The organism is Ectobacillus sp. OTK, from assembly GCF_059698935.1.
Genome location: NZ_AP048547.1, coordinates 3,400,226 through 3,413,926, shown reverse-complemented (window position 1 = coordinate 3,413,926; position 13,701 = coordinate 3,400,226). Strand labels below are relative to the sequence as shown.

Genomic DNA, 13,701 nt, shown 5'->3' with positions numbered 1-13,701 from the left:
TGGCGGGAGGAGATTATTTTGAAGCACGTTAAATTAGCTATTTTTCTTACAATTTTATGTTTAATTGGTTTCTTATGCGGTATTCCATATATGATGGCAACGCTGGGAGATACATTAACAAATGCAAAGGTTCCTGTGTCTACAGTGATAATTGCGTCTATTATTCAAGGAACCATTCTATCCTTTGTGCTTGGTTGGCTTGGCCTAATCATGGGAGAAATTGTAGGACTAGATGTCCCTATTTTTCGCCGATGGATTTTAAAAACAGGAGAGGCCCGCTTTCAGAAAAGGGATGTTTGGCAGGCTGTTATATTGGGAGTAATTGGCGTACTGGTTATTATTGGACTGGAGTTGCTTGTCTTCCGGCCGCTTATTCCAGAGCTTGCAAGTAAGGGAAGCAAGGTGTCCCATTTGGCAGGGGTGCTGACCTTTATACAAGGTGGAGTATATGAGGAAGTGCTGCTGCGTTTGTTCCTCATGACCTTGATTGTCTGGGTTATTGCTAAAATGTTTAAGAAGCAGAAACCATGGATGTACTGGATAGGAATAATAGGGGCAGCCCTTTTATTCGGAATCGGGCATCTCCCGGCAGTACAGCAAATGTTTGGCGAAATCACACCCATTCTTTTTGTGCGCACAATCCTTTCCAATGGCCTTTTCGGTCTGCTATGTGGCTACTTGTATTGGAAAAAAGGATTAGAGTATGCGATGATCGCGCATGCAGTGGGGGACATTATACTTCACGGCTTATATGGCTAAGGAAAAGAGAAAACCTTCATAAAATAAAACAAGCTAGTCGTCTATATAGAAGACGATTAGCTTGTTTTTTACAGGATTTTTCAGTATTCAAGAGAGGAATGAGTTCCCCTCTTTTTCTATTTCGGCGGCATCAAGGCACGTAATTAATGATTGTAATCTATCTACAGGTGTAAATCCTTCCGGTGTGTAGAAACGTAATAAATCCTCATATACAACCTTGTCGGAAAGGTTTAGTTTCGTTTGGACAAGCTGTTCCGTACGTTTGATTTCATCATTGAGCTCTATCGGATTTCCCGTTACAGAGTCGTAATACTTCCCGTTTAATGCAGTAACAGTTGGACTTACAAAGTTGCCGTTGCGGAAAGCGAGTTTTTTAATAGTTCCTTTAAATTCATTTTATAATTGGCTATTGTTAGGAAAAGAAGGATAAGTGTAGAAATGCTTAATGTCACTAACATGATAAGAATAGACAACTTATACGAACAACTAAATTTATTATACACTATTACCGCAGAGGATACATGTGATATCGGTACTAAATGTTAAGTTTCCTGTTATATCAAGTAGTAAAAATATCGATAATAAGAGGTGTTGTACGCACACGCACTTCAAAAAATTAGGAAAATTTCTAAAAAAGCGGATTGACATGTACGAACAGGTGGATTAATATAAAAAACATAGAATACGCTTTCGAAAGTTAATAAAACTCGATTTACGGAAGTTTTAATAAAATGTACGTACATATTTGCTGCTTAATCAATTATCGTTAATGGTTTAAATCTTTTTATGAGAAACAGTTAGATAACTGCTAATGTTCAAAAAAGGAATAGTCATAGTGAAAGATTGGTTGGAAAGATTGTAAAAGAACGCTTTGAAACCATCTATGCAGCATCTAAAATCCCTTCTAAAAATAGGCAATGGCCGGCTCGTTCCGGTGGTGCGGCGGAGGAGACATTCCCTGCTGATCATGTAATTGTATGTATAGAGGAAAGTCTGCGGACTCACACAAGAGCAGTTTGAGAAGCTAAGCACCATTGTTGAATTCGTGATTTCTATCTAAATAAAAAGTGTAATCCTCTCTTTTATTAAGAGGGTTATGATAGATTTCATTAATAATAAGAAAGGAGCTCGATCAGATTTTATTGAAAGCGGATTCAAAAAATTATAGATAAGAAGGGGATGAATGTATGAAGAAATTTTCTTTGCTGTCTCTTGTATTTGCTATGATTCTCTCATTATTCTTAGCGGGATGCTCAAGCGGAACAAGCGGTTCCACAAGCCCGGATGATTCGAAAAAAGGTTCAAACTCAGAAGGGGCTACAAAGCTGACGCTATGGTCATTTGTTGAACAGCATGTGAAGTTTTATAAGTACATGGCGGATGAGTGGAATAAACAGCATCCTGATAAAAAAATTAAACTAGAAGCCACGAACTACCCCTATGATGATATGCATAACAAACTTCTTCTTTCTCTGCAATCAGGAGTAGGCGCACCTGATATTAGTGATATTGAAATCAGTCGTTTCTCCAACTACTTAAAAGGAAAACCTCAGCTTGTAGAACTAAACGATATTATAGATCCTGTACGTGATAAATTCGTTCAATCCAGATTGAGTATTTATAGTAAAGATGGAAAGAACTATGGGCTTCCTACCCATGTGGGTGCGACTGTGATTTACTATAATAAAGAGCTATTGGATAAAGCTGGTGTAGATCCAGACAAAATCGTAACATGGGATGATTTTAGAGAGGCTGGTAAAAAGGTAGTCAGTGCAACTGGAAAACCAATGATGACAATTGAAACGCAGGATTTGTGGAGTTTCTGGCCATTGATTATGCAACAAGGGTCTGATTTCTATAATAAGGATGGACAAGTTACGCTAGATAACGAGACGAACATTAAGACATTACAATTTTTAAAGCAGTTGCTGGATGATAAAATTGCTGTTGCTGCACCGGGTGGAGGCCACCATAAAGAAGAGTATTATGGCTTTATGAACAAGGGAGGCGCTGCTTCTGTTGTCATGCCAATGTGGTATATGGGCAGATTCACAGATTACATGCCTAATTTAAAAGGGAAAATGGTTATTCGTCCAATGCCTCGCTGGACTGCTGACGGCAAACGTTCTGCCGGTATGGGCGGTACAGGGACGGTTATTACAAACCAAAGCAAGCATGTAGAATTGGCAAAAGAATTCTTGGCCTTTGCGAAATTGTCCAAGGAAGGAAATGTTCAAATTTGGAAGCAGCTTGGGTTTGATCCTCCGCGTTGGGACGTTTGGGATGATCCTGCACTAAAAGAGCCTAATAAATATACAGAATATTTCGGTAATGAAATTTTCAACACGCTTCTAAGCATTAAAGATGAGATTGACTCACCGACGATTACAGAAGGTACGCCAAAAATGAACCAGCTTGTCGGACAAACAATCCTCTTCAAAGTGCTTAAGGAAGGAAAGCAAACTCCTGAGGAAGCGTTAAAAAATGGTGCAAAAGAGCTGCACAAGTAGTCTTAGGCCAGGAAGATTCAGATGGCTGTACAGCCGTCTGAATCTTCCTAATCATATGACTTCCTCAAAAGGGGTGATTGATCATGGAAAATAAATTAGATTACTCTGCTAATCAGTCAACAGCCTTGCAAACAACCAAAAAAAAGGGCAGCTTCCTATTCTCACAAAAGTGGGCTCCGTATATTTTTGTATCGCCTTTCCTAATCTCGTTTCTTATTTTTTTGCTTTATCCTTCCATTCAAACAGTCATCATGAGCTTTCAAGAGGTATTGCCTGGTGAAAGTAGATTTATTGGGCTGCAGAATTATAAAAAACTATTGAATCCGCATTTTTATGCAGCATTATCGAATACTACTATTTACACAATCTGGACATTAGTAATTCTCATTCCAATTCCGTTGGTGTTAGCCGTTATATTAAATTCAAAGATCATGCCAGGGCGTAATTTTTTTCGGTCTGCACTCTTTATGCCAGCATTAACTTCGACAATTGTAGCAGGGGTTATCTTCCGTTTGATTTTTGGAGAACTAGAGTCTGCTCCGGCAAACACTTTAATGAAGGCTTTAGGGCTTCCTGTTCAGCAATGGGCGATGCATGCAGGAACAGCGATGTTTCTTATGGTATTTTTAGCTTCCTGGAAATGGATGGGAGTGAACATTTTGTACTTTTTGTCGGGATTACAGAATGTCCCGAAGGAGCTGTATGAATCAGCAGAGATGGACGGAGCTGGTACGTTTACGAAGTTCTTTCGAATTACCCTTCCCCTTTTGAAACCGGTTACCATCTATGTGTTAACCATTAGCATCTTCGGTGGATATCGGATGTTCGAAGAGAGTTTTGTATTTTGGCAAAATCAGTCCCCGGGTGATATTGGCTTAACGATGGTTGGCTATATTTATCAGCAAGGCTTTGTGAACAATGATATGGGATTTGGATCTGCTATCGGTATTGTTCTATTAATTCTTGTGTTAATCGTTAATCTAATACAACTGAAGTATACAGGCGCATTTAGAAAGGAGGAATAACGAATGGAATCCAATATTAAACGAAACCCGCTAGTCTCTCTTATTCTTGTGTTAATTCTAGTGTTATTTGCGTTCGTTGCTTTGTTTCCTTTCCTCGCCCTTTTGTTAGCTTCGTTCAAGCCGTCTACTGAGCTATTGCGAGATGGATTAAATTTAAAGCTGCAAACAGAGCTGTTGTCTTTTAAAAACTATCTGTACCTCTTTGCGGATGGAGCGAAGTATCTTGTTTGGTATAAGAACAGTGTAGTCATCACACTCGTTGCGACGATTTTATCACTATTTTTCTCTTCCATGGTTGGATACGGATTAGCGATTTACGAGTTTAAAGGGAGAAATTTTATTTTTACTCTTGTGCTTGCTGTTATGATGATTCCAGCTGAGATCTTAATGCTGCCGCTATACAAGCTTGTAATTTCTTTAGGAATGATCAATACGTATTGGGGCGTAATTATTCCTACTATGGTTGCTCCAGTTGCGATCTTTTTCTTTAGACAATATGCCTTAGGGCTTCCGAAAGAGCTGTTGGATGCTGCTCGGATAGATGGTTGCTCCGAGTTTGGTATTTTCTTTAGAATCATGGTTCCATTAATGAAACCTGCCTTTGGAGCAATGGCGATTTTACAAGCAATGGGACATTGGAACAGCTTTTTATGGCCTGCTGTTGTTCTTCGTACAGAAGAGATGTTTACTTTGCCGATAGGGCTATCTGGTTTATTGTCGCCTTATGGAAATAACTATGACATTTTAATCTCGGGATCTATGTTAACGATTATTCCAATTATTATTCTATTTATTGCTTTCCAACGTTATTTCATTTCAGGATTAACAGTTGGCGGAGTGAAAGGATAAATTTTTGAAAATAGAAAGGGATGGGGAAAATGGTTGTAAAAAAAGCAAAAATGATTTTGGAAAAAGATTTTAAGATTTCTGAGATTGATAACAGGATATATGGTTCCTTTATTGAGCATCTTGGCCGTGCAGTATACGGCGGAATTTATGAACCGAGTCATCCGCAAGCGAATGAGAACGGCTTCCGGCAAGATGTAATTGAAATGGTAAAAGAGCTGCAGGTACCGCTTATACGCTATCCAGGCGGAAACTTTGTTTCTGGATACAACTGGGAGGATGGTGTAGGACCAAAGGAAAGCCGTCCGCGTCGTTTGGAGTTAGCTTGGAGGACGCTTGAAACGAATCAAGTAGGAACGAATGAATTTATGGATTGGGCGAAGCTGGTGAATGCGGAAGTTAATATGGCTGTCAATTTAGGGACGCGCGGAATTGATGCTGCCCGGAATTTGGTAGAGTATTGCAATCATCCAGCGGGGTCTTATTACAGTGACTTGCGGATTTCCCATGGCTATAAGGAACCTCATAAGATTAAGACATGGTGCTTAGGAAACGAAATGGATGGTCCGTGGCAAATCGGTCATAAAACAGCAGTGGAATATGGACGAATTGCTGCTGAAGCTGCAAAGGTAATGAAGTGGGTGGATCCGACGATTGAGCTGGTTGCTTGCGGAAGCTCGCATCGTAACATGCCGACATTTGCCGATTGGGAAGCTACTGTCCTGGATCATACCTATGATCATGTAGAGTATATTTCCTTGCATCAGTATTATGGGAACCGTGACAATGATACAGCTAACTATTTGGCATTATCGTTGGAAATGGATGATTTTATCCGCTCTGTTATCGCCATTGCCGACTATGTGAAAGCGAAAAAGCGAAGTAAAAAGAAAATCAATCTTTCTTTTGATGAATGGAATGTATGGTATCACTCCAATGAAGCGGATAAGCTGATTGAGCCTTGGAGCATTGCCCCTCCGCAGCTAGAAGATATTTATAACTTTGAGGATGCTTTATTAGTAGGCTGCATGTTAATCACAATGCTGAAGCATGCGGACCGTTTGAAGATCGCTTGTCTTGCTCAGCTTGTTAATGTAATTGCGCCAATTATGACAGAGGAGAACGGAAAGGCTTGGAAACAAACAATCTTCTATCCATTTATGCATGCGTCCGCTTACGGAAGAGGGGTAGCATTAAATCCGATTGTTTCTAGTCCGAAGTATGACAGCAAGGATTTCACCGATGTTCCATTCCTTGAATCCACAGCCGTCTATAACGAAGCAAATGAAGAATTAACGATTTTTGCTGTAAACCGCGACCTAGAAGAAGGACTATCGCTGGAGTGCGATATCCGAAACTTTGATGGATACAAGATTGTGGAGCACATTGTTCTGGAAAATAATGATGTAAAGCAAACGAATTCAGCACAAGGCACACCGGTTGCACCGCACAGCAATGGGAATGCGGCTATTTCTAACGGAATCATTACGGCTCAATTGCCAAAGCTGTCTTGGAACGTCATCCGCTTAGCGAAAAAATAAAAAAGTGCTGTAAACAATATCTTTGCCATGCTGTGAACTACCCCCACTTACCAGTTTGAAGTGGGGGTTTCCTGCTTTGCAGACAGCTGCCTTATGGGATTGGTCTTACATTGTCTCCGCAGGCGCAGCTTCTGACGAGGCCTCGCTACGAAAATATGGATCAGGTTGCCGGTGTGTATCCCGATTGAGAAAGACCAACTTTTTCAATATTGATAGCTGCATTGTGACCACGGTCCAGCAGCATAACGCAATGATACATACATGCGTGCGCACCGAGAAGGACCTTTGTACACGCATCGCCTCCCGAAAATCTATGTAGAACAATCTTCGCTTATTGTTTAGCTTTACAATTCACACGATTGAGGAAATGATCCCTTTGCTTAAAAACGCTGAAGGTATGAGGAATGATGTGAGAGATACCGCTGTACAGGTACGTACATATATTTTTGAGATTGTATAAACTTTTAAAGATTTTATAGAAATTTTCAGGAATTTTTTAAAATTAGTATTGAAAAAAGGCGGATAGGTGGTAAAATCAAATTAAGGTTATACGTACAAGTTATTGTTTTTTGAAATGCAATGAAGAAGATCTGTAGCGATGGTCAATAGTTGCATGAGAAATTTTTACTTGTACGTATATAATGTGTGGAATTCATTATATGGGTGTGCAGTTTGCAATCATTTGTGTATACGCTTTCGATTATGCCCATTCGTATAGTAAATAGCTTGCAATCCAAAGATAGGGGTGGTTTAAATGGCAAAGTATTCAATCGGTGTTGACTATGGAACGCAATCAGGCAGGGCTGTACTTGTTGAAGTGGAAACAGGCAAGGAGGTTGCCACTGCGGTAAAAGAGTATACGCATGGAGTTATGGATGAATTTTTACCGGACGGTATTACTAGATTAGAAGACGACTGGGCTCTTCAGCACCCAAATGATTATTTGGAAGTTTTACAGGTTACGATTCCTGAGGTTTTAAAGAAGGCTAATGTTTCACAAAATGATGTGATCGGATTGGGAATTGATTTTACCGCTTGTACGGTCCTCCCAATCAATAAACAGGGAACGCCTTTATGTATGACGGATGAATTTGCTAAACATCCACATAGCTATGTCAAACTGTGGAAGCATCATGCGGCACAAGATGAGGCAAATCGCTTAAATGAAATAGCTGAAAAACGAGGGGAAGCATTCCTGCAAAGGTATGGCGGGAAAATTTCCTCGGAGTGGATGATTCCAAAAGTGTGGCAAATCCTGAACGAGGCACCTGAAATCTATGATGCAGCAGATCAAGTGGTAGAAGCTACAGATTGGGTTATTTATCAGCTCACTGGGGAATTAAAGCGAAACAGCTGTACGGCAGGATATAAAGCAATCTGGCACAAAAAGGATGGATATCCTTCTAAAGAGTTTTTTAAAGCACTTGACCCTCGATTGGAAAATGTCGTGGAAGAAAAGCTGTCGACAGCTATTTTCCCAATCGGCTCAAAAGCAGGAGAAATTACAGAAAAGGGCGCCCAGCTTACAGGGTTACTTCCAGGGACAGCTGTTGCGATCGCAAATGTAGATGCTCACGTAGCGGTTCCTGCAGTTGGAATTACAGAACCCGGAAAATTGTTAATGATTATGGGAACCTCCACATGCCACATTTTACTAGGGGATGAAGAAAAGGTTGTACCTGGTATGTGCGGGGTTGTGGAAGATGGTGTCATTCCTGGTTATATGGGCTACGAGGCGGGGCAATCATGCGTCGGTGATCACTTCGAATGGTTTATCGAAAATTGTGTTCCAGCGAGCTATTTTAAAGAAGCGGAAGAAAAGGGAGTAAACATCCATCAACTGTTAACAGAAAAAGCAAGCCGTTTACATGTTGGTGAAAGCGGTCTCCTAGCTTTAGACTGGTGGAATGGAAATCGTTCCACATTGGTGGATGCGGACTTAACGGGTGTATTGCTAGGCGCTACCTTATTAACAAAGCCGGAAGAAATATATCGTACTCTAATAGAAGCAACGGCATATGGAACACGGATGATTGTAGAAACATTCCGCAAACATGGTGTTCCAATCCACGAGGTATATGCCTGCGGCGGAATTGCTGAGAAAAATGCACTCATGATGCAAATTTATTCTGATGTGTTAAATATGGATATTCGCATCTCCGCTTCTTCCCAGACACCCGCCCTTGGCTCCGCCATGTTTGGTGCAGTAGCTGCCGGCGCAGAGCGGGGGGGCTACAATACCATTACTGACGCTGCAAAAGTAATGGGAAGAGTAAAGGATGAGTATTATCAACCAAATGAAAAACATGCAGAAATTTATAATCAACTGTTTGCAGAATATAGCCGTCTATATGGTTACTTTGGCCGCGGCGAAAATGATGTCATGAAAAATTTAAAGAATATTAAGAAGCAAAGCCTCTTAGGGCGGAAGGAGGAAACGGTATGCTAGAGACACTAAAGCAGGAAGTATTGGAAGCCAACTTGGAACTTCCTAAACAACAACTTGTAACCTTCACATGGGGAAATGTCAGCGGAATTGATCGTGAACAAGGTCTTGTGGTAATTAAGCCAAGCGGCGTACCATACGAAGAGTTGAAAGCAGAGGATCTTGTTGTTGTTGACCTAGAAGGGAGAATTGTCGAAGGAAGCCTGCGGCCTTCCTCTGATACACCGACCCATTTGGCTCTGTATAAGGCGTTTAGTCAAATTGGCGGAATTGTTCATACACACTCTCCATGGGCAACAAGCTGGGCACAGGCAGGACGTCCCATTCCTCCGCTTGGTACGACTCACGCTGACTACTATTACGGGGAAATTCCTTGTACACGTGCATTAACGAAGGAAGAAATCTACAGTGCATATGAGTTGGAAACAGGGAATGTAATTATCGAGACAGTTCAAAGTAAAGGGATTAACCCAACAGCGATGCCAGGCATTCTTGTAAACAATCATGCCCCATTCTGTTGGGGAAAGGACGCGCATGAAGCAGTTCACAATGCTGTTGTTCTGGAAGAGGTAGCAAAGATGGCTCTTCATACGTATCAGTTAAATCCTAATGTACAACAAATTGATCAGTTTTTGCTAGATAAGCATTATTTGCGCAAGCATGGTGTTCATGCATATTACGGTCAAAAATAATAGATCGCATAGAGTACTAGAGGAGTTAGTAGATATTGATTTTGATTTTGATTTTGATCATATACCCATACTTGTCCATATGGGTACAGATAAAATCTATGCTTCTCTTACTCAAAGAAAAAATGTATCTAAAAATACTAAGGAGGATTTAGCATGTTGCATACAAAATCACATGAATTCTGGTTTGTTACTGGAAGCCAATTACTTTACGGAGAAGAGACGCTTCGGGAAGTGGAAGCGAATTCGAAGCAAATCGTTCAAGGATTGGATCAGGATTCGAAGCTTCCATTTAAGGTTATATTTAAATCAGTGGTAAAGGAAGCTGATTCGATTCGGAGGCTTTGCCTTGAGGCAAATGCAGATGATCGCTGTGCTGGAATTATTACATGGATGCATACATTTTCGCCATCAAAAATGTGGATTGCTGGTCTAGGAGTATTACAAAAGCCTTTACTCCATCTACATACGCAATTTAATCGCGATATTCCTTGGGATTCCATCGATATGGATTTTATGAACACAAACCAATCGGCTCATGGTGATCGTGAGCATGGTTTTATCGGCACGAGAATGAATGTGAAACGAAAGGTTGTCGTGGGGCACTGGGAGAATGCCGAAGTGAGGGAGCGAATCGGCAGCTGGATGCAAACTTCGGCAGCATTTAGAGAGGGAAGCAGTTTAAAGGTAGCAAGGTTTGGCGATAACATGCGTCAAGTAGCGGTAACGGAAGGCGACAAAATCGAGGCGCAAATCAAGTTTGGCTGGACTGTTAACGGTTATGGAGTTGGAGATCTTGTTCAACGAATCAATGATGTGTCGGCGCAAGAAGTTAGTGCGCTATTTGACGAATATCAAGAATTGTATGATATCGTACCTGAAGGTCTTAAGGATGGGTTTATTCAGGACTCCATACGTGAGCAAGCCAAAATTGAACTAGGCTTGAAAGCATTTTTGAAGGAAGGAAATTATACAGCGTTTACTACGACCTTTGAAGACTTACATGGAATTCGTCAGCTTCCTGGTCTTGCTGTGCAGCATCTCATGGCACAGGGATATGGCTTTGCAGGTGAGGGTGACTGGAAAACAGCTGCATTGGTGCGCATGATGAAAATGATGGCTGGGGGCGAAGGTACATCCTTCATGGAAGACTACACGTATCATTTCGAGCCAGGAAACGAGCTTGTACTCGGTGCCCATATGTTAGAAGTATGTCCTACCATTGCTGCAACGAAGCCAAGAATTGAAGTTCACCCGCTTGGAATTGGCGGAAAAGAGGATCCAGCACGCATTGTGTTTGATGGTGCAAGCGGCTCTGCTATCAATGCTTCTATCATTGATCTTGGACATCGCTTCCGTCTATTAATTAATGAAGTGGATGCGGTACAGCCGGAAAAAGCAATGCCGAAACTACCGGTTGCTAGGGTGTTATGGAAGCCTCAGCCTTCTCTAAGTGAATCTGCTGAAAACTGGATTCTAGCTGGCGGAGCGCACCATACATGCTTCTCTTACAAAGTTACGACAGAACAGTTAATCGACTGGGCTGAGTTAGTAGGAGTGGAATGCGTACTTATTAACAAGGACACAAATGTGCATACATTTAAGAATGAATTACGCTGGAATGATGTAGTGTACCGCTAATATAACATGGTAACGGAAAACCGCAGGGCCATGACATGCATAACGAAATACGCTAAAAGTGAAAAACAGTCCTAGGGCTGTTTTTTACTTTTAGCCGCCATAATTTTTGACTAGGTTGTTCACTTTAAATAAGCAGAAAATGAATCTGTTAAATTATAATTTGAAATATGTCAAAATGGTTTAGCATCGTTAACTTATCGTTTCTTGTCCAAGCTATACTTGGATAAGATGACAGCATCATATGCAGATGCATGTATAACAAATTGCCGGCTGATTGGCATAATTAGAACTTAATGTCTGGACTTAATAAAATGATGGGGAATTAAATATAGTCTATATATACTAATCAAAAAGGTGTTATAATTACCTGAAAGTTTAATGGAGAAGGTACCCTTAACTTAAATAAAGGGTAGTACATGAGGAGGATTTAATTGGTTGGTGTTCAAAGTCTACTCCTAAATATCTTTTTGATTTTATGCGCAATTTTCTTGAGTTTTATGATTATTTTAAGTCGAAGACGGAATAACGATAAGCTTAAAGCGCAAAGGAAGTTTGTGATTCTCTTCCTGGCAGCTGCCACCATCATATTGTGTATGTCCTTTCCATTTTCCATGTTTCCGGGGTATTTTTATGACCTAAGAATTATTCCGTTGTTGCTAGGAATGTTGTATGGAGGATATCTGGCAGGGGGGATATTAACCGCTATTTTATTTGTATACAGATATTATTTAGGTGGAGATGGGATTTATACAACCGTATATGCTTATTCTGTTATCATATGTATTACAGGTTTTTACTTGGTTAAATATAGAAGCGGCACCCGCCAGAAAAAATTTTTGATTGGATTAAGTCTTTCATTTTTTGCTTCATTCTTAGTGACACTGATTAGTTGTATCAGGATGGTCGATTCTGCAAGATTGTTAGACCAACAGATTGTTATGTTTTTTATTATGTACTGTTTGCTGCATGTTGTGGCTATGTGGATGGCAATTTATATTATTGAAATGATGCACGAAAATCTTATTCTTTGGAAGGAAATCGAACGGGCTGAAAAAATGTATGTACTGGGAGAACTTGCGGCTTCAATTGCTCATGAAATCCGAAACCCGATGACTGTCATTCGTGGATTTGTCCAACTGTTAAGCAATCAAGAAGTCGAGAAAACAAATAAAGATTATATGAAGCTTATCATCAGTGAACTGGATAGAGCTGAGTCTATTATTGAAGATTACTTGTCATATGCAAGACCCCAGATTAATAAAAAAGAAGCAATCAAAATTGGGGAACTGATGAAGCAGGTTATCAATATCATTGAAGGTTTTACCATAATGAAAAATGTTCAAATTTCATATAACATAGAGGATTCCTTAGAGGTTATAGGCGACTCCAAAAAACTTGCACAAGTTTTCATTAATTTTCTAAAAAACGGGGTAGAGGCAATGCCGGATGGAGGAATGCTTCAAATATACGGTTATAAAAGAGCTGATAATGTCATCATTGAGATTGTTGATAATGGTGTGGGAATGGAAAAAGCGGAATTAGAAAGACTAGGGAACCCGTTTTATTCAACCAAAGAAAAAGGAACCGGTCTAGGATTAATGGTCAGTTATCGAATCATTGAAGCGATGGATGGAAAGATACAAGTTTTTAGCAGGAAGGGAAAAGGAACGAAATTTTCTATTATACTGCCTGCCATTAAGGAAAATGAGATTATTTTACAAAACAATTTGGTTTGAAGATTATTCTTTGTTTTCGACTGTTTTGACGGATACCACGCAAAAGGCAAAAACGCCTTGTGCGTGGGAGCACATTCTTCTTTAGGAGCAAGGGAGGCTGTGTCTGCTTTTTTATTAACGTGTATTCTGCTCTGACACGGAAATGGGAGAACCCGTAGAAGTATGTTGGTTGACCCATTCACGAGTTACATCAGAAACAGCCGGCCAGTTTGGAATCTGATTGCTATGTTGCTGAATCCAACTCATGCAAAACTGCGGGTCAATGTTATGCTGCTCGCATTGGGATAAGAAAGACTGAACGGTGGACTCGCTACAGTTCTCCCATGACCCGCAAGTTGTGCGCCAAATGTCCTCCATTGTATCCTGTATAGAAGGAGCAGCTGTAGAGTTCCTGAATTGGTTTTGATTTGGCATAGGAGTGCCTCCTTGTTATAAGATAGCATCGCCAGAGAAGATGCATACACAGTATGTCCAAAGAGCTCGAAATCATGCAAAGCTAACGTAGGTA

11 protein-coding genes and 1 pseudogene are annotated in these 13,701 nt (G+C 40.5%); 10 read left to right on the top strand and 2 right to left on the bottom strand.

What is annotated here, in order from left to right; all coding sequences use genetic code 11:
- The first annotated feature begins 18 nt into the window (after positions 1-18).
- Entirely contained in the window at positions 19-759 is a 741-nt protein-coding gene (locus AC6HZ4_RS16965) for a CPBP family intramembrane glutamic endopeptidase (protein ID WP_497490832.1), read from the top strand.
- A gap of 156 nt (positions 760-915) precedes the next feature.
- Here the strand turns inward: AC6HZ4_RS16965 and AC6HZ4_RS16960 are convergent.
- A pseudogene (locus AC6HZ4_RS16960) lies at positions 916-1,128 on the bottom strand (glycerol phosphate lipoteichoic acid synthase); the annotation flags it as partial.
- A 474-nt stretch (positions 1,129-1,602) separates the two neighbouring features.
- On the opposite strand from AC6HZ4_RS16960, the gene AC6HZ4_RS16955 reads away from it, so the two are divergent.
- From AC6HZ4_RS16955 to AC6HZ4_RS16915, 9 genes are all read left to right on the top strand, one after another.
- Positions 1,603-1,779, top strand: a complete 177-nt coding sequence (locus tag AC6HZ4_RS16955; protein WP_497490830.1) for a hypothetical protein — start codon at positions 1,603-1,605, stop codon at positions 1,777-1,779.
- Positions 1,780-1,946: 167 nt separating this feature from the next.
- Positions 1,947-3,269, top strand: a complete 1,323-nt coding sequence (locus AC6HZ4_RS16950) for an ABC transporter substrate-binding protein (protein WP_497490829.1) — start codon at positions 1,947-1,949, stop codon at positions 3,267-3,269.
- A gap of 83 nt (positions 3,270-3,352) precedes the next feature.
- On the top strand, positions 3,353-4,294 hold the full coding sequence (locus tag AC6HZ4_RS16945) for a carbohydrate ABC transporter permease (RefSeq protein ID WP_497490827.1): 942 nt from the start codon (positions 3,353-3,355) through the stop codon (positions 4,292-4,294).
- 3 nt (positions 4,295-4,297) lie between these two features.
- The gene (locus tag AC6HZ4_RS16940; protein ID WP_497490826.1) at positions 4,298-5,143 is read left to right on the top strand and encodes a carbohydrate ABC transporter permease; all 846 of its coding nucleotides are present in this window, start codon (positions 4,298-4,300) and stop codon (positions 5,141-5,143) included.
- A gap of 29 nt (positions 5,144-5,172) precedes the next feature.
- Entirely contained in the window at positions 5,173-6,681 is a 1,509-nt protein-coding gene (gene arfA, locus AC6HZ4_RS16935; RefSeq protein ID WP_497490825.1) for an arabinosylfuranosidase ArfA, read from the top strand.
- A gap of 754 nt (positions 6,682-7,435) precedes the next feature.
- On the top strand, positions 7,436-9,130 hold the full coding sequence (araB, locus tag AC6HZ4_RS16930) for a ribulokinase (RefSeq protein WP_497490824.1): 1,695 nt from the start codon (positions 7,436-7,438) through the stop codon (positions 9,128-9,130).
- Positions 9,124-9,819, top strand: a complete 696-nt coding sequence (gene araD, locus AC6HZ4_RS16925) for an L-ribulose-5-phosphate 4-epimerase (RefSeq protein WP_497490822.1) — start codon at positions 9,124-9,126, stop codon at positions 9,817-9,819. Before araB ends, araD begins: the two co-directional genes overlap by 7 nt.
- A 153-nt stretch (positions 9,820-9,972) precedes the next feature.
- Positions 9,973-11,457 carry an L-arabinose isomerase gene (gene araA / locus AC6HZ4_RS16920; RefSeq protein WP_497490821.1) on the top strand — a complete coding sequence of 495 codons (1,485 nt, stop codon included), beginning with the start codon at positions 9,973-9,975 and terminating at the stop codon, positions 11,455-11,457.
- A gap of 431 nt (positions 11,458-11,888) precedes the next feature.
- Positions 11,889-13,193 carry an ATP-binding protein gene (locus tag AC6HZ4_RS16915; protein WP_497490819.1) on the top strand — a complete coding sequence of 435 codons (1,305 nt, stop codon included), beginning with the start codon at positions 11,889-11,891 and terminating at the stop codon, positions 13,191-13,193.
- Between the two features lie 114 nt (positions 13,194-13,307).
- Here AC6HZ4_RS16915 and AC6HZ4_RS16910 read toward each other — a convergent pair whose 3' ends face one another.
- Entirely contained in the window at positions 13,308-13,607 is a 300-nt protein-coding gene (locus AC6HZ4_RS16910; RefSeq protein ID WP_497490817.1) for a hypothetical protein, read from the bottom strand.
- Positions 13,608-13,701: the final 94 nt, after the last annotated feature.

Bases quoted from the DNA above. Each gene is read 5' to 3' on its own strand.
- AC6HZ4_RS16950 (WP_497490829.1), top strand. From the start codon at position 1,947: ATGAAGAAATTTTCTTTGCTGTCTCTTGTATTTGCTATGATTCTCTCA.
- AC6HZ4_RS16945 (WP_497490827.1), top strand. From the start codon at position 3,353: ATGGAAAATAAATTAGATTACTCTGCTAATCAGTCAACAGCCTTGCAA.
- AC6HZ4_RS16940 (WP_497490826.1), top strand. From the start codon at position 4,298: ATGGAATCCAATATTAAACGAAACCCGCTAGTCTCTCTTATTCTTGTG.
- arfA (WP_497490825.1), top strand. From the start codon at position 5,173: ATGGTTGTAAAAAAAGCAAAAATGATTTTGGAAAAAGATTTTAAGATT.
- araB (WP_497490824.1), top strand. From the start codon at position 7,436: ATGGCAAAGTATTCAATCGGTGTTGACTATGGAACGCAATCAGGCAGG.
- araD (WP_497490822.1), top strand. From the start codon at position 9,124: ATGCTAGAGACACTAAAGCAGGAAGTATTGGAAGCCAACTTGGAACTT.
- araA (WP_497490821.1), top strand. From the start codon at position 9,973: ATGTTGCATACAAAATCACATGAATTCTGGTTTGTTACTGGAAGCCAA.
- AC6HZ4_RS16910 (WP_497490817.1), bottom strand. From the start codon at position 13,607: ATGCCAAATCAAAACCAATTCAGGAACTCTACAGCTGCTCCTTCTATA.